Source organism: Streptomyces sp. NPDC092045 (genome assembly GCF_044756005.1).
In the GTDB taxonomy this organism is placed as follows: Bacteria; Actinomycetota; Actinomycetes; order Streptomycetales; family Streptomycetaceae; genus Streptomyces.
This window is the reverse complement of sequence record NZ_JBIVSC010000005.1, coordinates 17,938-41,554: the sequence shown is the minus strand read 5'-3', so window position 1 is coordinate 41,554 and position 23,617 is coordinate 17,938. Positions and strand designations below refer to the sequence as shown.

At 74.5% G+C, this 23,617-nt stretch carries 22 protein-coding genes; 17 read left to right on the top strand and 5 right to left on the bottom strand.

Features of this window, described 5'->3' with window-relative positions; translation table 11 throughout:
• The first annotated feature begins 41 nt into the window (after window positions 1-41).
• From pyrE to ACIQKA_RS15920, 12 genes are all read left to right on the top strand, one after another.
• Entirely contained in the window at window positions 42-581 is a 540-nt protein-coding gene (gene pyrE, locus ACIQKA_RS15975; RefSeq protein WP_383150094.1) for an orotate phosphoribosyltransferase, read from the top strand.
• Window positions 582-803: 222 nt separating this feature from the next.
• On the top strand, window positions 804-1,826 hold the full coding sequence (gene fbaA / locus ACIQKA_RS15970; RefSeq protein ID WP_383150095.1) for a class II fructose-bisphosphate aldolase: 1,023 nt from the start codon (window positions 804-806) through the stop codon (window positions 1,824-1,826).
• A gap of 96 nt (window positions 1,827-1,922) precedes the next feature.
• Window positions 1,923-3,083: a MalY/PatB family protein gene (locus ACIQKA_RS15965; RefSeq protein WP_383150097.1), complete on the top strand. Its 1,161-nt coding sequence runs from the start codon at window positions 1,923-1,925 to the stop codon at window positions 3,081-3,083.
• A gap of 52 nt (window positions 3,084-3,135) precedes the next feature.
• Window positions 3,136-4,629, top strand: coding sequence for an MFS transporter (locus tag ACIQKA_RS15960; protein ID WP_383436255.1), 1,494 nt, complete (start codon window positions 3,136-3,138; stop codon window positions 4,627-4,629).
• Window positions 4,630-4,794: 165 nt separating this feature from the next.
• Window positions 4,795-5,208: a DUF3151 domain-containing protein gene (locus tag ACIQKA_RS15955; protein WP_356539314.1), complete on the top strand. Its 414-nt coding sequence runs from the start codon at window positions 4,795-4,797 to the stop codon at window positions 5,206-5,208.
• Window positions 5,209-5,541: 333 nt separating this feature from the next.
• On the top strand, window positions 5,542-6,435 hold the full coding sequence (locus tag ACIQKA_RS15950) for a DUF3152 domain-containing protein (RefSeq protein ID WP_402541290.1): 894 nt from the start codon (window positions 5,542-5,544) through the stop codon (window positions 6,433-6,435).
• A gap of 121 nt (window positions 6,436-6,556) precedes the next feature.
• Window positions 6,557-7,438 carry a tryptophan 2,3-dioxygenase gene (locus ACIQKA_RS15945; RefSeq protein WP_383436261.1) on the top strand — a complete coding sequence of 294 codons (882 nt, stop codon included), beginning with the start codon at window positions 6,557-6,559 and terminating at the stop codon, window positions 7,436-7,438.
• Window positions 7,431-8,708, top strand: a complete 1,278-nt coding sequence (gene kynU / locus ACIQKA_RS15940; RefSeq protein ID WP_402541289.1) for a kynureninase — start codon at window positions 7,431-7,433, stop codon at window positions 8,706-8,708. The genes ACIQKA_RS15945 and kynU overlap by 8 nt, the downstream gene beginning before the upstream one ends.
• A 171-nt stretch (window positions 8,709-8,879) precedes the next feature.
• Window positions 8,880-9,746: an alpha/beta hydrolase family protein gene (locus tag ACIQKA_RS15935; protein ID WP_383440971.1), complete on the top strand. Its 867-nt coding sequence runs from the start codon at window positions 8,880-8,882 to the stop codon at window positions 9,744-9,746.
• A gap of 105 nt (window positions 9,747-9,851) precedes the next feature.
• The gene (locus ACIQKA_RS15930) at window positions 9,852-11,165 is read left to right on the top strand and encodes a histidine kinase (protein WP_391094768.1); all 1,314 of its coding nucleotides are present in this window, start codon (window positions 9,852-9,854) and stop codon (window positions 11,163-11,165) included.
• Window positions 11,162-11,824, top strand: a complete 663-nt coding sequence (locus ACIQKA_RS15925) for a response regulator transcription factor (protein ID WP_351973453.1) — start codon at window positions 11,162-11,164, stop codon at window positions 11,822-11,824. Before ACIQKA_RS15930 ends, ACIQKA_RS15925 begins: the two co-directional genes overlap by 4 nt.
• 9 nt (window positions 11,825-11,833) lie before the next feature.
• Window positions 11,834-13,024: a cytochrome P450 gene (locus ACIQKA_RS15920; RefSeq protein WP_383440970.1), complete on the top strand. Its 1,191-nt coding sequence runs from the start codon at window positions 11,834-11,836 to the stop codon at window positions 13,022-13,024.
• A gap of 120 nt (window positions 13,025-13,144) precedes the next feature.
• Here ACIQKA_RS15920 and ACIQKA_RS15915 read toward each other — a convergent pair whose 3' ends face one another.
• Window positions 13,145-13,564, bottom strand: coding sequence for an ArsI/CadI family heavy metal resistance metalloenzyme (locus ACIQKA_RS15915; RefSeq protein ID WP_402541287.1), 420 nt, complete (start codon window positions 13,562-13,564; stop codon window positions 13,145-13,147).
• 85 nt (window positions 13,565-13,649) lie between these two features.
• Between ACIQKA_RS15915 and ACIQKA_RS15910 the strand changes: the two genes are divergently transcribed.
• From ACIQKA_RS15910 to ACIQKA_RS15895, 4 genes are read left to right on the top strand one after another with little or no spacing between them, the layout of a single operon-like run.
• Entirely contained in the window at window positions 13,650-14,033 is a 384-nt protein-coding gene (locus ACIQKA_RS15910) for an ArsR/SmtB family transcription factor (RefSeq protein WP_383436276.1), read from the top strand.
• Window positions 14,033-14,797, top strand: a complete 765-nt coding sequence (locus tag ACIQKA_RS15905; protein WP_402541285.1) for an aquaporin — start codon at window positions 14,033-14,035, stop codon at window positions 14,795-14,797. The genes ACIQKA_RS15910 and ACIQKA_RS15905 overlap by 1 nt, the downstream gene beginning before the upstream one ends.
• The gene (locus ACIQKA_RS15900; RefSeq protein WP_402541284.1) at window positions 14,794-15,213 is read left to right on the top strand and encodes an arsenate reductase ArsC; all 420 of its coding nucleotides are present in this window, start codon (window positions 14,794-14,796) and stop codon (window positions 15,211-15,213) included. Before ACIQKA_RS15905 ends, ACIQKA_RS15900 begins: the two co-directional genes overlap by 4 nt.
• Window positions 15,210-15,710 carry a GNAT family N-acetyltransferase gene (locus ACIQKA_RS15895; RefSeq protein ID WP_383150119.1) on the top strand — a complete coding sequence of 167 codons (501 nt, stop codon included), beginning with the start codon at window positions 15,210-15,212 and terminating at the stop codon, window positions 15,708-15,710. The genes ACIQKA_RS15900 and ACIQKA_RS15895 overlap by 4 nt, the downstream gene beginning before the upstream one ends.
• A 13-nt stretch (window positions 15,711-15,723) precedes the next feature.
• Here ACIQKA_RS15895 and ACIQKA_RS15890 read toward each other — a convergent pair whose 3' ends face one another.
• Window positions 15,724-17,481: a hypothetical protein gene (locus tag ACIQKA_RS15890; RefSeq protein ID WP_402541282.1), complete on the bottom strand. Its 1,758-nt coding sequence runs from the start codon at window positions 17,479-17,481 to the stop codon at window positions 15,724-15,726.
• A gap of 92 nt (window positions 17,482-17,573) precedes the next feature.
• Window positions 17,574-18,356, bottom strand: coding sequence for a diacylglycerol kinase (locus ACIQKA_RS15885; protein WP_402541281.1), 783 nt, complete (start codon window positions 18,354-18,356; stop codon window positions 17,574-17,576).
• Window positions 18,357-18,499: 143 nt separating this feature from the next.
• Here ACIQKA_RS15885 and ACIQKA_RS15880 point away from each other — a divergent pair, with 143 nt between their 5' ends.
• Entirely contained in the window at window positions 18,500-19,783 is a 1,284-nt protein-coding gene (locus ACIQKA_RS15880) for an adenylosuccinate synthase (protein WP_383436289.1), read from the top strand.
• 70 nt (window positions 19,784-19,853) lie between these two features.
• On the opposite strand, the gene ACIQKA_RS15875 is transcribed toward ACIQKA_RS15880, so the two are convergent.
• Together ACIQKA_RS15875 and ACIQKA_RS15870 are read right to left on the bottom strand one after the other, a co-directional pair.
• Window positions 19,854-21,851, bottom strand: coding sequence for a serine/threonine-protein kinase (locus ACIQKA_RS15875; protein WP_402541280.1), 1,998 nt, complete (start codon window positions 21,849-21,851; stop codon window positions 19,854-19,856).
• 67 nt (window positions 21,852-21,918) lie between these two features.
• Window positions 21,919-23,463 carry a substrate-binding domain-containing protein gene (locus tag ACIQKA_RS15870; RefSeq protein ID WP_383150128.1) on the bottom strand — a complete coding sequence of 515 codons (1,545 nt, stop codon included), beginning with the start codon at window positions 23,461-23,463 and terminating at the stop codon, window positions 21,919-21,921.
• Window positions 23,464-23,617: the final 154 nt, after the last annotated feature.

Genomic DNA, 23,617 nt, shown 5'->3' with positions numbered 1-23,617 from the left:
GACCGGCGGGCCGGGGCCGACCAGGCCCTAAGCTCAGGAGCATGACTGACGTACGCGCTGAGCTGCTCCAGCAGATCAAGGACAAGGCCGTGGTGCACGGCAAGGTGACCCTCTCCTCGGGTCTGGAAGCCGACTACTACATCGACCTGCGCCGGATCACGCTGGACGGCGAGGCCGCGCCGATGGTCGGTCGGGTCATGCTCGACCTCACGGCCGATCTGGACTTCGACTGCGTCGGCGGTCTGACCCTGGGCGCCGACCCGGTCGCCACCTCGATGCTGCACGCCTCCGCCGCGCGCGGGCAGCGCCTGGACGCCTTCGTCGTGCGCAAGGCGCAGAAGGCGCACGGCATGCAGCGCCGCATCGAGGGGACGGACGTCAAGGGCCGCCGCTGCCTCGTCGTCGAGGACACCTCGACCACCGGCGGCTCGCCGCTGACCGCCGTCGAGGCCGTCCGCGAGGCGGGCGGCGAGGTCGTCGCCGTGGCGACGATCGTGGACCGGGGCGCCGCCGGCGCCATCGCGGAGGCGGGGCTGCCGTACCTCACCGGCTACCAGCTCGGCGACCTCGGCCTGGCGTAACTGCCGCGAAGTCGTGACGTAGGGCCCGGGGCGGGGCGAGAACGGCCCTGACCTGCTCTTTCTTCCAGGGGCGGGGTGTTTCACGTGAAACACCCCGCCCCTCGGCGCGCAGGGCCCATGGGAGCCCGCACAAGAGTCTGGAAGGATGGGGGCGACGATGACGTCGCCCCCAGGTCAGGGACAGCAACAGCACACACCCCGCACATCACAAGGAGCGGACGAATGCCCATCGCAACCCCCGAGGTCTACAACGAGATGCTCGACCGGGCGAAGGCAGGCAAGTTCGCCTACCCGGCCATCAACGTGACCTCGTCCCAGACCCTGCACGCTGCTCTGCGCGGCTTCGCGGAGGCCGAGAGCGACGGCATCATCCAGATCTCGACCGGCGGTGCCGAGTTCCTGGGCGGTCAGTACAACAAGGACATGGTCACGGGCGCCGTCGCCCTGGCCGAGTTCGCGCACATCGTCGCCGCGAAGTACGACATCACGGTCGCCCTCCACACCGACCACTGCCCGAAGGACAAGCTGGACGGCTACGTCCGTCCGCTGCTCGACGTCTCCGCCGAGCGCGTCGCCCGGGGCGAGAACCCGCTGTTCCAGTCGCACATGTGGGACGGCTCCGCCGAGACCCTCGCGGACAACCTGGCCATCGGCCAGGAGCTGCTCGCGAAGGCCGCCGCCGCCAAGATCATCCTTGAGGTCGAGATCACCCCGACCGGCGGCGAGGAGGACGGCGTCACGCACGAGATCAACGACGAGCTGTACACCACCGTCGACGACGCCATCCGCACCGCCGAGGCCCTGGGCCTGGGCGAGAAGGGCCGCTACCTGCTCGCCGCGTCCTTCGGCAACGTGCACGGCGTCTACAAGCCGGGCAACGTCGTGCTCCGCCCCGAGCTCCTCAAGGACCTCCAGGCCGGCGTCGCCTCGAAGTTCGGCAAGGCCGACCCGTTCGACTTCGTCTTCCACGGCGGCTCGGGCTCCACGGCCGAGGAGATCGCCACCGCCCTGGAGAACGGCGTCGTGAAGATGAACCTCGACACCGACACCCAGTACGCCTTCACCCGTCCGGTCGTGGACCACATGTTCCGCAACTACGACGGCGTCCTGAAGGTCGACGGCGAGGTCGGCAAGAAGTCCACCTACGACCCGCGCACCTGGGGCAAGCTGGCCGAGGCTGGCATGGCCGTCCGCGTGACCGAGGCGTGCGCCGCGCTGCGCTCGACCGGCACCAAGCTCAAGTAAGCACGTCGTGAGCGAAGGGCCCGGCACCCCCGAGCGGGGATGCCGGGCCCTTCGTCCGTCGGGAGAGAACCGGGAAGAGAGGGACGAGAGGGCCTGATGTACGACTTCGACCGGGAGATCGACCGGCGCGGCACCTGGTCCGTCCAGTGGGACGGGATCGCGGACCGCTTCGGGGTGCCCGACCTGCTCCCCTTCACCATCTCCGACATGGACTTCGCCTCCCCGCCGGAGGTGCTCGCCGCCCTCCGCGAGCGCGTCGGCCACGGGGTCTTCGGCTACACGGACTGGCGGCTCGGCGACTTCCGCGGGGCGATACGCCACTGGTACGCCAGCCGCCACGACACCGCGATCGACCCGGACTCCCTGGTGTACGCCCCCTCCGTGCTCAACCAGCTCTCGCAGCTCCTGCGGATGTGGACGGAGCCCGGTGACGGCGTGGTCGTCCACACCCCCACGTACGACGGCTTCCGCAAGGCCGTCACCGGGCTCGGGCGCGAGCTGCGCGGGGTCCCGGTCGGGGACGCGGAGGCCCTGGAGCGCGAGCTGGCCCGGCCGGACAGCCGGATGCTGCTGCTCTGCTCCCCGCACAACCCGACCGGCCGGGTGTGGACGGAGGCGGAGCTGACCGCCTTCGCGGAGCTCGCCGAGCGGCACGGCGCGAGCGTCGTCAGCGACGAGATCCACGCGGACCTGACCGGCGAGGGCCACCGGCACGTGCCGTGGACCCGGATCGCGGAGCGGGGCCGGGGGCGCCGCTGGGCGCTGGTCACCTCCGCCACCAAGGCCTTCAACTTCCCCGCGCTCTCCGGCTCGTACGGGATCGTCGGCGACCCCGACGAGCGCGAGGCCTTCGTGCGGCGCATGGAGACCGGCGAGGGGCTCGCCTCGCCCGCCGTGCTCTCGCTGACCGCCCACATCGCCGCGTACCGGCAGGGCGCGGCCTGGCTGGACGAGCTGCGCGGCTATGTCGCGGGCACGATGGAGCTGGTCCGGGAACGCCTCGCCGAGGGCCTTCCCGGGGTGGTCTGGGAGCCCCCGCAGGCCGGCTACCTGGCGTGGATCGACCTGCGGCCCCTCGGGATCGAGGAGACCCGGCTCCAGGAGGAGCTGGTGACGGCGGAGAAGGTCGCGATCATGCCGGGCGGGACGTACGGCACGCCGGGCTTCGTCCGGCTGAACGTGGGCTGCCCCCGGAAGAAGGCGGAACGGGGCGTGGAGGCCCTGGTCAGGGCGGCGGGCCGGCTGCGGACCGCCTGAGGGCGCTCCGCACGGGGGCGCGGGGCGGCGCGTTTCGCGGGACCATGCGGACATGGGCGAGCGGAACGTACGGATGGCCTCCGGGACCGGTCGGTGGATCGTCTTCACCACCGTCCTGGGCTCCGGGATGGCGCTGCTCGACTCCACCGTCGTGAACGTCGCCCTGCCGCACATCGGCGAGGACCTCGGCGCCGACCTCGCCGTCCTCCAGTGGACGGTCAACGCCTACATGCTGACCCTGGCCGGGCTCATCCTGCTCGGGGGCTCGCTCGGCGACCGGTTCGGGCGGCGCCGGGTCTTCGTGACCGGGGTGGTGTGGTTCGCCGCCGCCTCGCTGCTCTGCGGGCTCGCCCCGAACGCCGGGGTCCTGATCGCGGCCCGCGCGCTCCAGGGCGTGGGCGGGGCGCTGCTCACGCCGGGCTCGCTCGCGCTGATCCAGGCGAGCTTCCACGAGGACGACCGGGCCAGGGCCGTGGGGCTCTGGTCGGGCTTCGGCGGGGTGGGCGCGGCGATCGGACCGTTCGTCGGCGGCTGGCTGGTGGACGGGCCCGGCTGGCGGTGGGTGTTCCTCCTGAACGTGCCGCTCGCCCTCGTGTGCGTGCCGGTCGCCCTCCGGCACGTGCCCGAGTCGCGGGACGGGGCCGCGCACGGCCGCTTCGACGTGCTCGGCGCGATCCTGGGCGCGGCGGCGCTCGCGCTCGTGACGTACGCGCTGATCGGTTCGGCCTGGTGGGCGGGGGCGGCCGGGGTCGTCACCGGGGCCGGGTTCGTGGTGCTGGAGCGGCGGCGGGGCGAGGCGGCGATGGTGCCGCCGTCGATCTTCCGCTCGAAGACCTTCACCGCCGTCAACCTGGTGACCCTCTGCGTGTACGCCGCTTTCGGCGGGTTCTTCTTCCTGGCGGCCCTCCAGCTCCAGGTGGTCTCCGGCTACTCGGCGCTCGCCGCCGGTACGGCCCTGCTGCCGACGACCGTGCTCATGCTGCTGTTCTCGGCGAGGTCCGGGGAGCTGGGGGAGCGGATCGGCCCCCGGATCCCGCTCACGGCGGGACCGCTGCTGTGCGCCGCCGGAATGCTGCTGATGCTGCGGGTCGGGGAGGACGCCTCGTACGTACGGGACGTGCTGCCGGCCCTGCTCGTGCTCGGGCTCGGTATGACGGCCCTGGTCGCCCCGCTGACCGCGACCGTCCTCGCCTCGGTGGACGTGTCCCGGGCCGGTCTGGCGAGCGGGATCAACAACGCGGCGGCGCGGGCGGCCGGGCTGCTCGCGGTGGCCGCGCTGCCGATGCTGGCCGGGATGGGCCCGGAGGCGTACCGCTCGGCGGCCGAGTTCGGGGAGACCTTCCGGCGCGCGATGCCGATGTGCGCGGGGATCCTGGTGGCGGGCGCGGTCCTGGCGTGGACGACGGTGCGGACGCCGGCCGCGGTGCCGTCCGGGACGGGTGCCGGGGCCGGTGACCGCTGCCATCCGGAGTGCCGGGTGCACTGCGGGGTGCAGGCCCCGCCGCTCGACCCGGGAGGCCGGGGCGGCCGGGACGCGGACCGCTGAGCCGGGGCCGTCGGGCCGGAGGGACCGTGGCGGGGCCGGAGGTGTCGTGACGGGGCCGGGCTGTGGTGGTGCCGGAGGCGTCGTGGCGGGGTCGGGTGACCGGGACGCCGTCGGGCCGTCGGGCCGGGGCGGTTCGGGGCGCGGGTACTGAGGCAGACTGGGCCCATGGCCATCCACGAGAACCTCCTGGGGGGACCCGCCCCCACCCACCTGCCCGACGAACCGGGTCCGCGCGAGCTGCTCGCGAGCGGCACGGCTCCGGCGGAGGTCGCCGCGAAGTACCCGACCTCCTCGCTCGCCTGGGCGCGCCTCGCCGACGACGCCTTCGAGGGCGGCCGGGTCGTCGAGTCGTACGCCTACGCCCGCACCGGCTACCACCGGGGCCTGGACGCCCTGCGCCGCAGCGGCTGGAAGGGCCACGGCCCGGTCCCGTGGGAGCACGAGCCGAACCGCGGCTTCCTGCGCGCGCTGCACGCGCTGGCCCGGGCGGCCGGTGAGATCGGCGAGAAGGAGGAGTACGAGCGCTGCACGACCTTCCTGCGCGACTCCTCGGAGACGGCGGCGGAGACGCTCGGCTGAGACCGGCGGATCCCGGGGCGGCGGCCGTCGAACGGCCGCCGCCCCGGCGCCTTTCCGAGACCCCTCGCCTTTTCGCACCCTCGCCTCTTCGCCCCCGTCTTTTCGAAACCTCCCGCCTTTTCGGAACCGCCCCCGCGCTTTTCGGCTCTGTTCGAACGAGCCCGGTACGATCCCCGGGACCACAGCACCGACGCACGCCGGTACCGAGGCCCCACTTCCTCTTCCCCCAGGCCGGCCGACACAGGGGAGAAGTCTGTCGTGGGCAAACGTGCCGCACCCGCAGGACGGCGACGGGCGCAGAGCCGCCGACGGGGCGGGCGCGGACGCGGCCCCGTGCGCCGGCTCGCCCTCCCCGCCCTGCTCCTGGCGTCCCTCGCGCTCGGCGCCGGCGCGGCCCTCGCCCACTTCAACGGCGGGGTGACCGACGGCCGGGCCGCCCCGGCCCTCCCCGTGCCCGGCCCCGAGGCCGGGAGCGCGGCCCCGGTGACCGGCCCGCCCGCGCCCCGGCCCGCCACGGCGAGACCGGTCCCGGCCCCGACCCCGTCACCGCGGCCGGAACGGACGCGCACCCCGGCCCCGGCGCCGACGCCGACGCCCACCCCGGAACGGGTCCCCACCCCGACGGTCGGGGCCGTCCCGCAGAAGCCCGTCGTGCCGGAGTCCGGCCCCGGCACCTTCACCATCGCGCGGGCCTCCGGCGTCCCCACCGGCGCGAGCGGCGAACTGCGCCGCTACCGGGTCGAGGTCGAGAACGGCATCGACGTCGAGGCGGACGGCACGGCCGCCGAGATCCAGGGGATCCTGGCCCATCCGCGCGGCTGGGCCGCCCACGGGCGGGGCCGCTTCCAGCTCGTCTCCGAGCGGGAGGAGGCCGACTTCGTCATCCGGATCGCCACCCCGGACACGGCCGACGCGCTCTGCCTCCGCGAGGGCCTCGACACCGGCGGCGAGCTGAACTGCGAGACCACCGAGGGCGTCGTCGTGAACCTCCGGCGGTGGATGCTCGGCTCCCCGACCTTCGCGGGCCCGCCCGCCGAGTACCGGCACCTGATCATCAACCACGAGGTCGGCCACGAGCTCGGCATCCGGGAGCACATGGCCTGTCCGGGCCCGGGGAGGCCCGCGCCCGCGATGATGCAGCAGATCAAGGGACTGGACGGCTGCGTTTCGAACGCTTACCCGTATGGCGAAGACGGGAGCTACATCACCGGGCCGATCGTGCCATGATGCGACTGGGACGGCGCGCGACGGAGCGCGCCTCCCGAGGGGACCGGAGCTCCCGTGCCGCACGAGGTGCCGCACGGTGCGAGCGGACCGCTACCCGGTAGAACGTACCGAGGAGACAGAAATGTCCACCTTCCCGGGTTCTCCCGATTCCTCCGGGGCTTCTCCCGACGGCTCGGGGGCCGCTCCGGCCGCCGACGCCCCGAACCTCGACTTCGCGGGCACGACGCCGTACGAGGACTACGTCCAGGCGGACGTCCTCACCCACCTCCAGCACCTCCGCTCGGACGACCCCGGCGAGATGGTCTTCCTGGTCACCACCCAGGTCATGGAGCTGTGGTTCACGGTGATCGTCCACGAGTGGGAGACCGCGAGCCGCGCCCTGCGCGAGGACCGCGTCCCCGTCGCGACGGACGCGCTCAAGCGCTCCGTGCGCGAGCTGGAGGCCCTGAACCACTCCTGGCGGCCGCTCGCCCAGCTCACCCCCGCCCAGTTCAACGCCTACCGGGGCGCGCTCGGCGAGGGCTCCGGGTTCCAGTCCGCGATGTACCGGCGGATGGAGTTCCTGCTCGGCGAGAAGTCCGCGTCCATGCTCGTCCCGCACAGGGGCGCGCCCCGCGTCCACGCCGAGCTGGAGAAGGCGCTCCACGAGCCGAGCCTGTACGACGAGGTCCTCGGCCTGCTCGCCCGGCGCGGCCTGCCCGTCCCCGCCGCCGTCCTGACCCGTGACCTGGCAGGGCGGTACGAGCCCTCGCCCGAGGTCGAGGCGGTCTGGGCCGGGATCTACGCGGACCCCGACCAGAACGCCGAGCTGGTCCGGCTCGGCGAGGCCCTGAGCGACGTGGCCGAGCTGGTCTGGCGCTGGCGCAACGACCACCTGGTGGCGACCCGGCGCGCGATGGGCGCCAAGACCGGCACCGGCGGTTCGGCGGGCGTGGCCTGGCTGGAGAAGCGGGCCCAGAAGAACGTGTTCCCCGAGCTCTGGACGGCCCGCAGCCATGTCTGACCTCCTCAAGGGCCGCCTCAAGGACCAGCTCAAGGACCGCCTCAAGGGCCGCCGCGAGGAGCACCTCGCGGCCCGCGCCGGGGACCTCGACGCGGCCGACGGCCTCGCCGGGCACCGCGCGAGGTTCGTCCTCGACGCGGACACCGTCTACCTCGACGGCAACTCGCTCGGCGCCCTGCCCGCCCACGTCCCCGCCCGCATGGCCGACGTCCTCACCCGCGAGTGGGGCGAGCTGCGCATCCGCTCCTGGGACGAGTCGGGCTGGTGGACCGCTCCCGAACGGATCGGCGAGCGGATCGCGCCGATCGTCGGCGCCGGTCCGGGGCAGGTCGTGGTCGGCGACTCGACCAGCGTGAACGTCTTCAAGGCGGTCGTCGCCGCCGCCCGTCTCGCGGGCGACGGACGCGACGAGATCCTGGTGGACGCCACGACCTTTCCCACGGACGGGTACATCGCGCAGTCGGCCGCGCGGATGACGGGCCACCGGATCGTGCCCCTCGACCCGGCCGCGATGGCGGAGGCGGCGGGCCCGCGCACGGCCGCCGCGCTCGTCAACCACGTCGACTACCGCAGCGGCCGGCTGCACGACCTGCCGGGCGTCACCGCCGCCCTGCACGCGGCCGGCGCGCTCGCCGTCTGGGACCTGTGCCACAGCGCGGGCGCCCTGCCCGTCGGCCTGGACGCCCACGGGGTCGACCTGGCCGTCGGCTGCACGTACAAGTACCTGAACGGCGGACCCGGTTCGCCCGCCTACCTGTACGTCGCCGAGCGCCACCAGGCCGCCTTCGACTCGCCGCTGCCCGGCTGGAACTCGCACGCCGACCCGTTCGGGATGACCTCCGGGTACGAGGCGGCGGCGGGCGCCGTGCGGGGCCGGGTCGGCACCCCCGACATCCTCTCCATGCTGGCGCTCGAAGCGGCGCTCGACGTGTGGGACGGGGTCGCGGTCGAGGACGTGCGGGCCAAGTCCCTGGCCCTCACCGACTTCTTCCTGGAGTGCGTGCGGGCGTACGTCCCCGGGGGCCGGGTCGAGTCGGTCACGCCCGAGGCCCACGGCGAGCGCGGCAGCCAGGTCGCGCTGCGGTGCGCCGGGGCCCCGGCCGTGATGGCCGAGCTGATCCGGCGCGGGGTCGTGGGCGACCTGCGCCGCCCGGACGTGCTGCGGTTCGGCTTCACGCCGCTGTACGTCGGGTTCGCGGACGCGGAGCGGGCGGCCCGGATCCTGGCCGAGGTCCTGGCGGACGTGCCGGCGGGCGCTCCCGCCGGGTGACGGGCGCGAAGGTCCCGTCGTAGCTCCGGGGCCAGGTGCGCGGACGTGCCCGGCCGGTCCCCCGGCCGGGCACACGGTCCGACGACCACCTGATCCGCACGGCTCCGATCCTGGTACCGTCCCCGCAGGTCAGGTCGGCTCGGCCCCGTACCCGAGAGGTTGGAACAGCCCATGGATCCCGCCGCGCGCGACGCCGCCGAAGAGGCGTCGGCCTTCTCGCACCCGGTCGTCGCCCCGGACGCCACCGCCGCGTACGGCGACCACCCGGACCAGGTGGTCGACTTCTACGCCCCGCGCGACGGACGCGACCGGGCCCCGCTCGTCGTCGCCCTGCACGGCGGCGCCTGGCGGGCCCCGTACGACCGGGGGCACCTGACGCCGTTCGCGGACTTCCTGGCCCGGCGCGGCTTCGCCGTCGCCAGCGTCGAGTACCGGCGCGGCGGCGGCCTGCCGCGCCAGGGCGGCACGGCCCCGGTCGCCGGGCGCTGGCCCGAGACCTTCGACGACGTGGCCGCCGCGCTCGACGCCGTACCGGAGCTCGCCGCCGTACACCTGCCGCGGGCCGACACGGGCCGGATCGTGCTCACCGGGCACTCGGCCGGCGGGCACCTGGCCCTGTGGGCCGCCGCCCGGCACGTCCTGCCAGCCGGCTCCCCGTGGCGGCTGCCCGCCCCGCCGCCGCTGCGCGGGGTCGTCGCCCTCGCCCCGATCGCCCACTTCGCGCGGGCGGTCGAGCTCGGGGTGTGCGGCGGCGCGGTCACCGAACTCCTCGGCGGCCCGGAGGCGTACGAGGAGCGCGCGGCCTCCGCCGACCCGGCCGCCCTCCTCCCGACCGGCATCGCGACCACCGTGGTGCAGGGCCGCGAGGACGTCGTCGTGCCGTACGCGGTGGCCGACGCGTACGCGGAGGCGGCGGCGGGGGCGGGCGAGGCGGTCGGCCTGACGCTCCTGGAGGAGACCGGCCACTTCCCGCTCGTCGACCCGGCGACGGACGCGTGCGCGGTGGTGGCGGAGGAGATCGCCCAGCTGGCCTGGTGAGGCCGCCGGTACCGGTCCGGCTCTTCCGTAGTACTCAGGACGGACGGGGAAGGATCCGTACGGAGCGGGACGACCCGCTCCGGCCTCCCCCGTACCGTGAACGGCGTGACTCAGACACAGACCCCCGGGACGAACCGGGCCCCCGAGTTCCACCTGGTCCAGGTCGCGCTCGGCGGGCTGCGGCAGGAACTCCTCCACGACGCCCCGGCCTACCGGCCGCTGGCGCCCGTGCAGGTGACCAGCAGGCTGGCGCGCCTCCTGCCGAAGCGGATACGGGCCCGCGCCGGGTTCTTCCCGCACGCGGTCGTGGTGTTCCTCGCCTTCGTCGCCTTCGCCATGGGATACGAGCGCGTCGACACCCACTTCGGCCCGCTGGCCCTCCTGATCGCCTGCGCGCCGGCCGCGATCGTGCTGCTCACCCTGGTCCGGCCGGTCCTCGCGTTCTGGACCTCGCTCGGCTCCGCGCCCTTCATCGGGTACCTCACCGGCTACGACGGCGGCTGGCCCTGGTCGAACACGACGTTCTTCTCCCACCTGGTGGTCCTCGCCGTGGTCGCGGCCCGCACCCGGCCCCGCGCCGCGGCGTGGATGTGGCTGGTGACGTCGGCCTTCGGCGCCTTCACCGGGATGTTCCTCGGCGCGGGGGGCGACTCCGAATCCGTGGCGATGGCCTTCGCCTCGGCCCTGGTCCTCCTCACCGTCACCGTCTTCCAGGTCCGCCGCCAGGCCGACCGCGAGGTCACCGCGCAGCAGACGGTCACCGCGCAGGAGCGGTCGAAGCGGACGCTCCTGGAGGAGCGGACCACGATCGCCCGCGAGCTGCACGACGTCGTCGCCCACCACATGTCGGTGGTCGCGATCCAGGCGGAGGCCGCGCCGTACCGGGTCGAGAACCCGCCGCCGGAGCTGGAGCAGGCCTTCCTCACCATCCGGGAGAACGCGGTCGCCGCGCTGACCGAGCTGCGCCGCATCCTCGGGGTCGTCCGGGCCGAGGACTACGAGGCGCCCGACGCCCCGCAGCCGACCCTGGCCGATCTGGACGCGCTGGTCGCCAACGTGAGCGAGGCCGGTCTCGACGTGGAGAAGACGGTGACCGGCGCGGTGCGCGAGCTGCCGCAGGGCGTGGAGCTCTCCGCGTACCGGATCGTGCAGGAGGCCCTGTCGAACGTGCTGCGGCACGCGCCGGGCGCGGCGGCGAAGGTCGAGGTGTCGTACGTGCTCGGCGGCCTGGGCCTGCGCATCGCCAACGGTCCGGCGCGCGGCCTGGTGAAGCCGTCGCCGGGTGCGGGCCACGGCATCACGGGCATGCGGGAGCGTGTGACGATGCTGGGCGGTGAGATGACGGCCGAGGCGACCGAGGACGGTGGCTACGAGGTGACGGCCTTCGTCCCCGTGAGCCGTGAGGAGGCCGGGTCGTGATCCGTGTGCTGATCGTCGACGACCAGATGATGGTCCGGGAGGGCTTCTCGGTCCTGCTGGGCGCGATGCCGGACATCGAGGTCGTCGGCGAGGCGGTCAACGGCCGGGAGGCGATCGCCCAGGTGGCGGCCCTGCGTCCGGACGTGGTCCTGATGGACATCCGGATGCCGGAGCTGAACGGGATCGAGGCCACGCGGGAGATCGTCGCGGCCGACGCGGACGCGAAGGTGCTGGTCCTGACCACGTTCGACCTGGACGAGTACGTGTACCAGGCGCTGCGCGCCGGAGCCTCCGGATTCCTGCTCAAGGACGCCTCGGCCCGGCAGCTCGCGGACGGCGTCCGGGTCGTCGCGGCGGGCGAGGCGCTGCTCGCGCCGACCGTCACGAAGCGCCTGATCACCGAGTTCGCGAAGGCGCCGGGGTCCTCCCCGCGCCCGCCGGCGATGGCGCAGATCGGGGAGCTGACCGAGCGCGAGACGGAGGTCCTGGTGCTGATCGCGCAGGGCCTGTCGAACGCGGAGATCGCGGACCACCTGGTCGTCGCGGAGTCCACGATCAAGACGCACGTGAGCCGGATCCTGGTGAAGCTGGGCCTGCGGGACCGGACGCAGGCGGCGGTGTTCGCGTACGAGGCGGGGCTGGTGCGGGTGGGTGGGTAGCGTCCGCCCATGGACACCACCGCGTACGACCCCTGGTCGCCGGAGTTCACCGCCGACCCCTACCCCGCCTACGCCGCGCTGCGGGCGGGAGGCCGGGTCCACTGGCACGAGCCGACCCGCCAGTGGCTGGTCCCGCACCACGAGGACGTCTCGGCGCTCCTCCGGGACCGGCGGCTCGGCCGGACGTACACGCACCGCTTCACGCACGAGGAGTTCGGCCGGGAGGCCCCGGACCCGGCGCACGAGCCCTTCCACACCCTGAACGACCACGGGCTCCTCGACCTGGAGGGAGCGGACCACGCCCGCATCCGCCGCCTGGTCTCGAAGGCGTTCACGCCGAGGACGGTGGAGAACCTGGCCCCGGCGGTACGGCGCCTGGCCGCCGGCCTGGTCGGGGACCTGCTGGCGGCGGGCGGCGGCGACCTCCAGGCGCTGGTGGCGGAGCCGCTGCCGGTCGCGGTGATCGCGGAGATGCTGGGGATTCCGGAGGAGGACGAGGAGCGGGGCCGGCTGCGGCCCTGGTCGGCGGCGATCTGCGGGATGTTCGAGCCGAACCCGTCGGAGGAGACGGCGCGGCGGGCGGTGGGGGCGTCGATCGAGTTCTCGGACTACCTGCGCGGACTGATCGCGAGGCGCCGCAAGGCCCCCGGAGAGGACCTGATCTCGGCGCTCCTCGCCGTTCCGGAGCTGACGGAACAGGAGATGGTCTCGACCTGCGTCCTGCTCCTGAACGCGGGCCACGAGGCGACGGTGAACACCACGGTCAACGGCTGGCGGATCCTCCTCCGGGAGGGCGTCCGCCCGTCTCTCGAAAACTTGTCCACAGCTGTGGAAGAACTCCTGCGCTACGACACCCCGCTCCAGATGTTCGAGCGCTGGGTCCTCGACGACATCGAGCTGGACGGCCGGCTGATCCCCCGGGGCTCGGAGGTCGCCCTCCTCCTGGGCTCGGCCAACCGCGACCCGTCCCGCTTCGGCCCCACGGCCGACGCCCTCGACCTCTCCCGCCCCGACAACCCCCACCTCACCTTCGGCGCGGGCATCCACTACTGCCTGGGCGCCCCCCTGGCCCGCCTGGAACTGACGACGCTCTTCGGCGAACTGCTGAGCCGGGCCCCGGGGATGCGGCTGGTGTCGGAGCCGGTGCGGAGGGCGGGGTACGTGATCAGGGGGTTCGAGGGGTTGGTGGTGGAGGTGTGAGGGCCGGTTCGGGAGAGCGGTGCTCCGCCCTCCGGGGCGGCCCTCCGCCCGGACGACGTGCGCGCGGCTGCGCTTGCCGGGGCGGTGCGCAGGTCGGTGACGTGAGTCGGGAGGAACCCCCTAGGCCGGGGCGCAGCAGGCGGACGCGGCCTCGGTGGCCTTGGCGAGGGTGTCCGCGTCCGCCTTGACCACGTAGATCTCCCACGGCTCCCCGCCGGGGCCCGTGACCCAGACCTTGTCCTGGAGCGCGTAGCAGCAGGACGTGTCGTTCTCCTCGGCGGTGATGAGACCGGCGTCCTTCAGGCGGTTGGTGGCCGCGGTGACCTGCTCGGTGCTCCCGACCTCGACGCCGAGGTGGTCGAGCCGGGCGTCCTCGTCGGCCTCGCCCTCGATCAGGACGAGCTTGAGCGGGGGTTCGACGACGGCGAAGTTGGCGTACCCGGGGCGGCGCTTGGCGGGTTCCACGCCGAAGAGCTTCGTGTAGAAGGCGACCGATCCTTCGAGGTCGGCGACGCGCAGGGCGAGCTGGACGCGGGACATGACCGTCTCCTTGTTTCGATGGTTGTCGATATGGATCGACGGGGTCGAGGTTGCCACCGGGATGGATGACTGTCAATATCGATGCATGTCGAAGTGGGAACTGCCGCTGGTCGGGCAGGAAGAGACGGCGGCCTGCTGCTCGCCGATGGTCCGGGAGCCCCTGGACGAGGCCTCCGCCGTCGACCTGGCGAAGACGTTCAAGGCCCTGTCCGACCCGGTCCGGCTGCGTCTGCTCTCGCTGATCGCCTCGCACGAGGGCGGCGAGGCGTGCGTCTGCGACCTCACCGGGCCGTTCGACGTCTCGCAGCCGACGATCTCCCACCATCTGAAGGTGCTGCGCGACGCCGGACTGGTCGGCTCCGAGCGCCGGGGCACCTGGGTCTACTACTGGGTGCTGCCCGCCGCCCTCGCCCGGCTCTCCTCCCTCCTCCGGGCCCCGGCCGACGCCGTGCCCGCCGGAACGCCCTGATGGAGGCGCCGCTGTGGCGCCGCGCGCTCGCAGAGCTGATCGGCACGGCCGCGCTCGTGGCCGTCGTCGTGGGCTCCGGCATCCAGGCCGCCGAGCTGACCCAGGACGCCGCCGTCCGGCTGCTCGCCAACGCGCTGGCCACCGTCCTCGGCCTCGTCGTGCTGATCGCCCTGCTCGGTCCGGTCTCCGGCGCCCACTTCAACCCGGCGGTCACCCTGGCCCTGTGGTGGACCGGGCGCCGCGACGGGAGCGGACCGGCGGCGCGCGACGTCGCGGCCTACCTGCCCGCCCAGACGGCCGGGGCGGTCGGCGGCGCGATCCTGGCCAATGCCGTGTTCGCCGGCCCCCTCGTCTCCCTCTCCACCCGCGACCGGTCCGCCGGCCACCTCTGGCTGGCCGAGACCGTCGCGACCGGCGCACTCGTCCTCCTGGTCCTCGGACTCGGCCGGACCGGGCAGCGGCACCTCGCCCCGGTGCTGGTGGCCTCCTGCATCGGCGCGGCCTACTGGTGCACCTCGTCCACGAGCTTCGCCAACCCGGCCGTCACCGTCGGCCGGGTCTTCTCCGACACCTTCGCGGGCATCGCCCCGGCCTCCGTACCGCCCTTCGTCGCGGCCCAGGTCCTGGGCACCGGAGCCGGGGTCGCCCTGGCCGCCGCCCTCTTCGGCCGTGCTCCGGAAGCCGGGCGCGCTCCGGAAGCCGGCCGTGCTCCGGAAGCCGGGCCCGTGCCCGTGCCCGCCCCGACCCGGGAAGTACCCACATGACCCCCGCCCCGCCCCCCTCCGTCCTGTTCGTCTGCGTCCACAACGCCGGACGGTCCCAGATGGCCGCCGCCTTCCTCGCCCGCCTCGGCGGCGACCGCGTCGAGGTCCGGTCCGCCGGGTCCGCCCCCGCCGACGCGGTGAACCCGGCCGTCGTGGCCGCCATGGCGGAAGTGGGCGTCGACCTCGCCGCCGAGACCCCCAAGGTGCTCACCGCCGGCGCCGTCCGGGCCTCCGACGTGGTCGTCACCATGGGCTGCGGCGACGCCTGCCCGTACTTCCCCGGCAAGCGCTACCTCGACTGGAAACTGGACGACCCCGCGGGCCGGGACGTGGAAGCGGTCCGGCCCGTCCGCGACGCCGTCGAGCGACACGTCCGCGACCTGCTCGCGGAGCTGGGCGTCGAGGCCCGCGCATGAGCGGCGCCGTACGCCTCGCCGCGATGCGCCCCGAGCACGCCGACCGGGTCCTGGAGATCTACCGGCTCGGCATCGCGACCGGGGACGCGACCTTCGAGACCACCGCGCCCGCCTGGCCCGAGTTCGACGCCTCCCGCCTGCCGGACCACCGCTTCGTCGCCCTGGACCGGGCGGACGGCGTCGTCGGCTGGACCGCCGTCACCCCGGTCTCGGACCGCTGCGCCTACGCGGGCGTCGTCGAGCACTCCGTCTACGTGCACCCCGACGCCCGGGGCCGGGGCGTCGGCCGCGCCCTGCTCACCGCCCTGCTCGCCTCCACCGACGCGGCCGGCGTCTGGACCGTCCAGTCCGGGATCTTCCCGGAGAACACCGCCAGCCTGGCCCTCCACCACCGCGCCGGCTTCCGCACCGTCGGCGTCCGCGAACGCCTCGGCCGCCACCACGGGACCTGGCGCGACGTGGTCCTGCTCGAACGCCGCAGCCCGGTCGTCGGGTAGGGGTCTGCGGCCGCTACGGGAGCGTCCGCGGATCGGGGACCGGCGGCGGCGCGAGCCGGTCCAGGAAGGCCGTGGCCTCCGGCGTGCCCGTCTCCCGGTACGGGCCCGCCGGCCACAGGGGGCGGTCGTCGATCCACGGCACGACGACCGGTCGGCCGTCGTCGGTGCGGTCCAGCCAGCCGCGCAGTTCGGCCGTTCCGGTGGGGACCGGGGGGAGGCCGAGGCGGGAGTCCTTCTGCGTGCCGGGCGGCGCCAGCGACAGGACCGCCTCCGGCAGGTCGTCCGGGCCGCCGTGGGCCGGGAAGAGCACGAGCACGGGGGTGTCGTCGCGCGGGTCGTGCAGCAGCGCGTACCTGCGGACGACGGGTACGGGGGCGGTCGCCGCCCTCGCCAGGAGCCGGGCGGCCCCGGCCCCGCCCCTCAGGACCCGGAAGCTCCAGAGGGCCAGCAGGACCAGGAAGACGGTGCCCAGTCCGAAGAGGTAGACGCGCTGGAACCCCTCCATCGGCAGCAGCAGGGACCCGCCCACGAACGCGCAGCAGGCCGCCGCGGACAGCAGCCCGTTCAGGCCGGAGGCCCGGCGCAGGCCCCGCACCCGCCACCACGGCGCCGACCGTACGTCCGCCTCGGGGCGGCGGGGCCCCGGCACGGGTTGCTGTTCGGCGAGGGCGGCCAGCCGTGCGTACGTCGGGGAGGGCGGAGGTGCGGCGGCGACCGGGGGCGCCATGACCGGCACCGGCGGCCTCGGAACGCGCCGCCGCCACAGGCCCACGGCGCCGCCGGCCAGCCCCGCGAAGAGGCCCAGGGCCCCGCCTACGGCGAAGCCGTCGAGCACTTTCCACGCCCGGGGGCCGCGCAGCTCGTCGTCGTCCCAGCGGTACAGCTCCCCCTTCCAGAAGCCGTCCGACACGACGAAGGCGGTCTCCCAGTCCGCGAGCTGCGGGTCGCGGTCGGGGTCGCACGTGAACGGGCCGGTGCGTTCCCGCCCGTCCCACGGGTCCTTCCAGCGCACCTCGCAGCCGCCGTCGGGTTCCTCGCTCAGCACGGTCAGCTCGATCTGCGGGTCGGCGGGCGACGTGGCGTCCGGGGAGAGGACGACGCAAGCGCCCAGGACCAGGACCGACGCCGACACCAGCCAGCGCCAGCGGCCCCTGCGGCGGGCCTTCGGCCGGGGGACGGTCCCCCCTCCCGCCCGCTGAGGGCCGGACGGGGCCGCGAGGGAGGTCGCGAGGGCCGGCAGCCCCCGCTCCTCCGCCCGCCGTACGATCCGGCGCCGCGCGTCCCCGCCCCGTACCGGCTTCGCCCAGAACAGCTCCCCGCTGTGGGGGCGGGTGAGCACCCCGCCCGTGCGCGGGTCGCCGCACCACCACAGCACGCCGCCCGGGCCCGGCCGGGCCGAGTCCTGGCGCCACCGCACGGCCGTGACGGTGAGCGGCCACCGTTCGCCGGTCGCGGGGGAGCGCAGGACGACCACCGGGGAGTGCAGGCGCCGGGCCACCGGCACGGCGGTGTGCGCCGACCACTCCCCGGCGGCAAGCACGGCCCGCATCCTGCGGGCGATCACCAGGGCCCCGGTCCCGACGAAGACGAGCGCGACGCCGAAGCAGACGGCCCACGCCACCACGTCACCGGTCCACGCGGGCCCCGACAGCACCCCGACGACCACACCCCCGACGAGCGAGACGACGCCCCCGGCCAGCGTCTGCCCGGCCCGCTCCCGGTACCTGTCCAGCGCCTCGGCGGTCCCCGCCGTGTCCAACGCGCGCGTCATCACGCCCCCCTCGGTCTCCCCACCCGTGACGCTATCCCCACCCCGTGGGGAATTCCCTGCGCGCCTCCGGCAATCCCACCCCCTCCCCGACGTCACCCCCTCGGCAGCCTCAACCCCCACGCCCCCTCCCGCACCGCCCACGTCCGCCGCCGCACCGGGCCCGTCAGGCGGCCGTCCGCGCGGTAGCGGAAGTCCGGGCCCGAGACGGTGAGGGTGTGGGCGGTGGCGTGGCGGGGCGGGGCGGACGGGGGGTGGACGGTCACCTCCGCCGTGCCGGCGACCGAGCGGGCCGTCAGGGCCTCCAGGGGGGTGTCCACGTCCGCGAGGAGGACGCCGTCCGCCTCGACCCGCAGGGGGTGGAGGCGGACCGCCGGGGGCACCAGGGTGCGGACCAGGGAGCGGCAGGTGCCCCAGACCGACGGGGCCGCCGGGGCCGGGACCGGGACGGCCGGGACCAGCAGGTCCCCGAGGACGACGCCGTCGCTGTCGTCCACCAGGAGGTCCAGGCGGCGCACCGCCCCGTCCAGGGCCGCCCGCGCCGCCGCCGGCGTGGAGCGCGGCACGCCGAGCGCGCACGCCACCTCCACGGTCTCCGGCGCGCCGATCGGGACCAGGGAGAGGGCCCCCTCCGCGAGGTCCCGCTCGCGGTGCAGCAGCGTCACCGCGCGCAGCAGGGCCCGGTCGTCCCCGAGCAGCACGGGGCGCCGGGAGCCGCGCCGGGACAGGGCCCGGGAGAACTCCTCCGGACCCTCCGGCAGGCATATCTTCGCCTCCGCGCCGGCGGACAGGACATCCTTCGCGATCCGTACGGACTCGCCGTCGCTTCGGCGGGCGACCGGGTCGACGATGACCAGCAGCTGGTCGTGATCCGACACCTCGGTCCTTCCTCGGGTAGCATCTTTGTGCAAGAGCCCCTTGCGCTATTGCGCCAGGGGCTTCGTCTATTCCGGGGCACACCGGTGAGGCGGCGTACGCCCCCTGACCTTGGACATGCCCCACCCGGAAGGGGTGTACGCCTGTGCCCGCACTTGTGCTGCTCGGTGCTCAGTGGGGTGACGAGGGCAAGGGAAAGGCCACCGACCTGCTCGGTGGATCCGTTGACTATGTGGTGCGCTACCAGGGTGGCAACAACGCCGGCCACACGGTCGTCGTGGGCGACCAGAAGTACGCGCTGCATCTTCTCCCTTCCGGAATCCTCTCGCCGGGGTGCACCCCGGTGATCGGAAACGGTGTCGTCGTCGACCCGGCGGTCCTGCTCTCCGAGCTGAGTGGGCTGAACGAGCGCGGCGTCGACACGTCGAAGCTCCTGATCAGCGGCAACGCCCACCTGATCACCCCGTACAACGTCACCCTCGACAAGGTGACGGAACGGTTCCTCGGCAAGCGCAAGATCGGCACCACGGGTCGGGGCATCGGCCCGACCTACGCCGACAAGATCAACCGCGTCGGCATCCGGGTCCAGGACCTGTACGACGAGTCGATCCTCGCCCAGAAGGTCGAAGCGGCCCTGGAGGGGAAGAACCAGCTCCTCGCCAAGCTGTACAACCGGCGGGCCATCGAGGCCGAGCAGATCGTCGAGGAGATGCTCCAGTACGCGGAGCAGCTCAAGCCGTTCGTCGCCGACACCACCCTGATCCTCAACAACGCGCTCGACGAGGACAAGGTCGTGCTCTTCGAGGGCGGCCAGGGCACCCTGCTCGACGTCGACCACGGCACGTACCCCTTCGTCACCTCCTCGAACCCGACCGCAGGCGGCGCCTGCACCGGCACCGGCGTGGGCCCGACGAAGATCAGCCGGGTCATCGGCATCCTCAAGGCCTACACCACCCGCGTCGGCGCCGGTCCGTTCCCGACCGAGCTCTTCGACCAGGACGGCGAGGACCTGCGCCGCATCGGCGGCGAGCGCGGCGTCACCACCGGCCGCGACCGCCGCTGCGGCTGGTTCGACGCGGTCATCGCCCGCTACGCCACCCGCGTCAACGGCCTGACCGACTTCTTCCTCACCAAGCTGGACGTGCTGACCGGCTGGGAGCAGATCCCGGTCTGCGTCGCGTACGAGATCGACGGCAAGCGCGTCGAGGAGCTGCCCTACTCGCAGTCCGACTTCCACCACGCGAAGCCGGTCTACGAGATGCTGCCGGGCTGGTCCGAGGACATCACCAAGGCCAAGACCTTCGCCGACCTGCCGAAGAACGCGCAGGCCTACGTGAAGGCCCTGGAGGAGATGTCGGGGGCTCCGATCTCCGCCATCGGCGTCGGCCCCGGCCGCACCGAGACGATCGAGATCAACTCCTTCCTCTAGGAGCCCCGGAAGAAGTACGCGCGGGGGCCCGTGCCCCGGTCACCGACCGGGGCACGGGCCCCCGTCCGTACTAGGACCGCCGCCGGTACTCGCCCGGCTCCCCGTCGAGCATCGGGTACACCAGGAGCCGTTCCTCGCCCTTCCACCGCACGATCCCCAGGTAGCTGGAGCCGTTCTCGGCGCACTCCGGGTCCCAGGCGGCCTGGTCGCGGACCTGCGGGCCGACGACCAGCAGGTTCCCGGAGCCGCCGAGGACGGCGCTGGAGCCGCAGGAGACCGTCCCGGCGGTGGGGGAGCCCTCCTCGTCCGTGCGGGGGAAGACGTCCCGGAACCGGACGACCCGTGTCCCGACCGGCCCCTGGGTGACCGTCACCCACGTCCCGTACCGCCCGTCCAGGTCGCCGTGGACCTCCGGCCGGGGGACGTTCTGCCACTCGCCGAGGAAGCGGGCGGGGACGACGGACGTGCCGGTGGGGGCCTTGCGGAAGGTGGCCCTCGCGGCGCCCGAGGTCCACTCCAGGACGTCGGGGGAGCGCAGGGAGAGGGTCTGGTGGGCGGCCGGGGTGCAGCGCGCGGCGGGCACGCTGGTGGTCACGTCCGACTCGCCGTAGACGACCTCGTCCTCGTCGGCCGAGACGAGCCGGGAGCGGCCCATGCACAGGCGGCCCTCGGAGACCTGGACGTAGACGGCGTTCTTGGTGCCGGCCGGACCCTGCGTGATCTCGATGCGGGCGGTCTCCCTGGGATGGTCCTCGCCGCCCTGGAGCACGCCCTCCCAGGCGCCGAGGAAGGCGGCCGGGACGATCCCGGCGGGGGCCGTCGTCCGCCCCTTCCCCTGCTTCCCCTTCCCGTCGGTCCCGTCGGCGCCCGCGCCGGTCGCCGGGCCGGGCCAGAAGGCGTACGCGGCGGTGGCCGCGGCCGCCACCGCGAGGGTCGTGAGGGCGGCGAGCAGGGCCCGGCGGCGGTGCCGGGGGCGGGGCGGGGCGACGGTGGATCCGGACGGGTCGGCGGCGGGCGGGGCCGGGGTCGGGGTCGGGTCCACGGGTGCCGGGCGGCCCCCGGCGGTCGGCTTCCCGGCGGCCGCACGGCCCGCGTCCCCGGTGCCCGGATCGCCCGGGGCCCCCGGGGCCGGCTCCGCCCCCGCCTCCGCCCCCGCCTCCGCCCCCGCCTCCGCCCCCGCCTCCGCTTCGAGCAGCCGGGCCGCGTGCCGGCCCAGGCGGGCCAGGACGTCCGCCGGGAGCCAGGGGTCGGCGACCGGGAGCGCGCCGACGAGTTCGCCGGTCGACGGGCGGGCCGCCGGCTCCTTGGCGAGGCAGGCCCGGATCAGGCCGGAGAGTTCGGGCGGCAGGCCCGTCAGGTCGGGCTCGTCGTGGGCGATGCGGAACATCGTGGCGTGGACGCCGCTGTCCGCCGAGCCGAACGGCGCGCGCCCGGTCGCCGCGTAGACGAGGACCGAGCCCAGGCAGAAGACGTCCGACGCGGGCGTCAGGCGCTCGCCGCGCACCTGCTCCGGCGACATGAAGCCGGGCGAGCCGACGACGGCCCCGGTGGCGGTGAGGTCGCCGCCCTCGGCGACCGTGTCGACGGCGCGGGCGATGCCGAAGTCGACGATCTGCGGCCCGTCGACGGTCAGCAGGACGTTCGAGGGCTTGAGGTCGCGGTGGACCAGCCCGGCGGTGTGGATCCGGCCGAGGGAGCGGGCGAGCCCCGACGCCAGCGTCCGTACGGTCTCGGTCGGCAGCGGCCCGTGCTCGTCGCCCACCACCGTCCGCAGCGACGGGCCCGGCACGTACCCGATGGCGACCCACGGGGCCGCGGCGCCGGTGTCCGAGCCGAGGACGGGGGCCGTGCCCGTGCCGCCGACCCGCTCCAGGGCGGCGACCTCGCGGGCGAACCGGCGCCGGAACTCGTCCCGGGCCGCCAGTTCCGCGTGCACCACCTTCACGGCGACCGTGCGGCCCCCGGCCGAGCGCGCCAGGAAGACCCGGCCCATCCCCCCGACCCCGAGGCGGCCGAGCAGTCGGAACGGGCCGATGCCCGCCGGGTCTTCCGGGTTCAATGGCTCCACGTCGTCAGAGCATGCCAGACCGGTCGGCGCCCGTCCCCGGGAGTCGCCGGGCCGCCCGGGGGGGCGCTCAGCCGTCCCCGCAGGCCCTCAGCCCCTTCGGGGTGGCGCAGGGCAGGTGGCCGTGGACGCGGACGACGTCCTGGCCGCCGCCCCGGGTGAGATAGGTGAGGAAGCCGGCCGTCAGGGAGCCGGCCGGCGGCTCGCCCCAGGTGTAGGCGTACTCGATCTCCCGGTACGGGTAGGGGGACGCGCCCGGTTCGTCGGCGTCGGCCCCGCGGCCGTCGATCGCCACCCGGTGCAGGCCCTTCACGGTGCCGCTCGCGCGCAGTTCGCCGTAGCCGACGGCCCCCGGGAGCCCGGCGACGGTGTCCAGGACCTGTTCGGTGGAGTCGAGTTCGCAGCGGGTCACCTTCGCCCGCGGGTCGTCGCGGTGCTCGCAGTCGAGGGAGGAGTGGGCCGGTTCGTTCTCTCCGAGGACCCGGCGCTGGAAGACCTCCCTGGTGCCGGAGCCGGCGTTCCGGCTCACCAGCCGGATCGGCAGGTCCGGGCCGCCGAGCGCGCTCCAGTTGGTGATGTCGCCCCGGTAGACGCGCCGGATCTGGTCCCGGCTCAGGTCGGCGACGGGTATCCCGTCGTGGACGACGAGGGTGAAGAGGGAGACGGCGACCGGGGTCTCGCGCAGCTCCGGGTGGCCGTTCGGCTTGCGGCCGTCGGAGAGCGCGACGACGGCGGGCGGGCCCTTCTTCGCCGCGGCCGCCTTCCTCCCGGCGGCGTCCAGTTCCCGGACGCCGGTGGTCGAGCCGTGCGCGTCCACGATCACCGTGGCGCCCTCGCACTCCTTCTCGTACCGCTTCGCGAGCTCCTTCGCGACGGGCGCGAAGGCCGTCGAGCCGGTGACCGTGAGGGTGCCGCGGGCGCAGCCGATCGGCGGCGGGGCCTCCTCCCGGACGATGATCGCGGCGAGGGCGACGACGCACGCGGTGAGGACGACCGTGACGGTCAGCGCGGCCCGGCTGAAGACGGGCAGCTTGTCGTCCGGGGTGAGGCTGCGGGTGGGGTGGACGCGGCCCTCGGCGATGCTGCCGTCGACCCTGACCGCGCTGCCGATCGGGCCGCCGCCGAGCAGGACGAGCAGCTTGTAGTAGGCGCCCCGGTTGAGCGGGACCTTGGGCAGCGGGATGCTGGTGGCGCCCTCGGCGGGGCCCGTCCAGGTCCCGGGGAAGTGGCTGAGGAGGCGGGGGTGGTCGGGGGCGGTGACGACGACCGCCTTCACGTGCCGCCCCTCGAACTCCACCGTGAGCCCGTGGTCGTCCCCGTCCGTGTAGTGGTCGGCGGTGACGGTCAGGGCCCCGTCGTTCTCGATCCTGAGCAGGACGAGGGTGGCGTCCTCCAGGCCGGGGCTGGCGTCGAAGTAGCCGCGCCGCACGGCCGCGCCGGTGCTGGCGGCGGCGCCGTTCGCCCCGCCGCCGATGGCCGTGTCCAGCTGGACGCGGTAGCCGATCCGCCGCTGGCGCAGCACCCACCACTGGTACCAGGCGACGCCGATCGAGACCAGGACGCCGATGAGCGCGGTGACCACGGCGACGAGGTTCTCGGAGGTGAACCAGTCCATGCGCGTGACGGTACGGACGCGTGTGCGGTTCCGTGGGGGGTGTCGCCACCCGTCACCTGGTGTTCTTCCTTCCGCAAGCCGGATTCCGGACGCGTGTCCGGCGGCCTGCCCGACCGTCCTCCCGCTCGCCTTCCGGCCGCCCCGCCGACCGTCC

Excerpts from the sequence above, each read along its gene's own strand:
- pyrE (WP_383150094.1), top strand. The coding sequence starts at position 42 with ATGACTGACGTACGCGCTGAGCTGCTCCAGCAGATCAAGGACAAGGCC.
- fbaA (WP_383150095.1), top strand. The coding sequence starts at position 804 with ATGCCCATCGCAACCCCCGAGGTCTACAACGAGATGCTCGACCGGGCG.
- ACIQKA_RS15965 (WP_383150097.1), top strand. The coding sequence starts at position 1,923 with ATGTACGACTTCGACCGGGAGATCGACCGGCGCGGCACCTGGTCCGTC.
- ACIQKA_RS15960 (WP_383436255.1), top strand. The coding sequence starts at position 3,136 with ATGGGCGAGCGGAACGTACGGATGGCCTCCGGGACCGGTCGGTGGATC.
- ACIQKA_RS15955 (WP_356539314.1), top strand. The coding sequence starts at position 4,795 with ATGGCCATCCACGAGAACCTCCTGGGGGGACCCGCCCCCACCCACCTG.
- ACIQKA_RS15945 (WP_383436261.1), top strand. The coding sequence starts at position 6,557 with ATGTCCACCTTCCCGGGTTCTCCCGATTCCTCCGGGGCTTCTCCCGAC.
- kynU (WP_402541289.1), top strand. The coding sequence starts at position 7,431 with ATGTCTGACCTCCTCAAGGGCCGCCTCAAGGACCAGCTCAAGGACCGC.
- ACIQKA_RS15935 (WP_383440971.1), top strand. The coding sequence starts at position 8,880 with ATGGATCCCGCCGCGCGCGACGCCGCCGAAGAGGCGTCGGCCTTCTCG.
- ACIQKA_RS15920 (WP_383440970.1), top strand. The coding sequence starts at position 11,834 with ATGGACACCACCGCGTACGACCCCTGGTCGCCGGAGTTCACCGCCGAC.
- ACIQKA_RS15915 (WP_402541287.1), bottom strand. The coding sequence starts at position 13,564 with ATGTCCCGCGTCCAGCTCGCCCTGCGCGTCGCCGACCTCGAAGGATCG.
- ACIQKA_RS15910 (WP_383436276.1), top strand. The coding sequence starts at position 13,650 with ATGTCGAAGTGGGAACTGCCGCTGGTCGGGCAGGAAGAGACGGCGGCC.
- ACIQKA_RS15905 (WP_402541285.1), top strand. The coding sequence starts at position 14,033 with ATGGAGGCGCCGCTGTGGCGCCGCGCGCTCGCAGAGCTGATCGGCACG.
- ACIQKA_RS15900 (WP_402541284.1), top strand. The coding sequence starts at position 14,794 with ATGACCCCCGCCCCGCCCCCCTCCGTCCTGTTCGTCTGCGTCCACAAC.
- ACIQKA_RS15895 (WP_383150119.1), top strand. The coding sequence starts at position 15,210 with ATGAGCGGCGCCGTACGCCTCGCCGCGATGCGCCCCGAGCACGCCGAC.
- ACIQKA_RS15890 (WP_402541282.1), bottom strand. The coding sequence starts at position 17,481 with ATGACGCGCGCGTTGGACACGGCGGGGACCGCCGAGGCGCTGGACAGG.
- ACIQKA_RS15870 (WP_383150128.1), bottom strand. The coding sequence starts at position 23,463 with ATGGACTGGTTCACCTCCGAGAACCTCGTCGCCGTGGTCACCGCGCTC.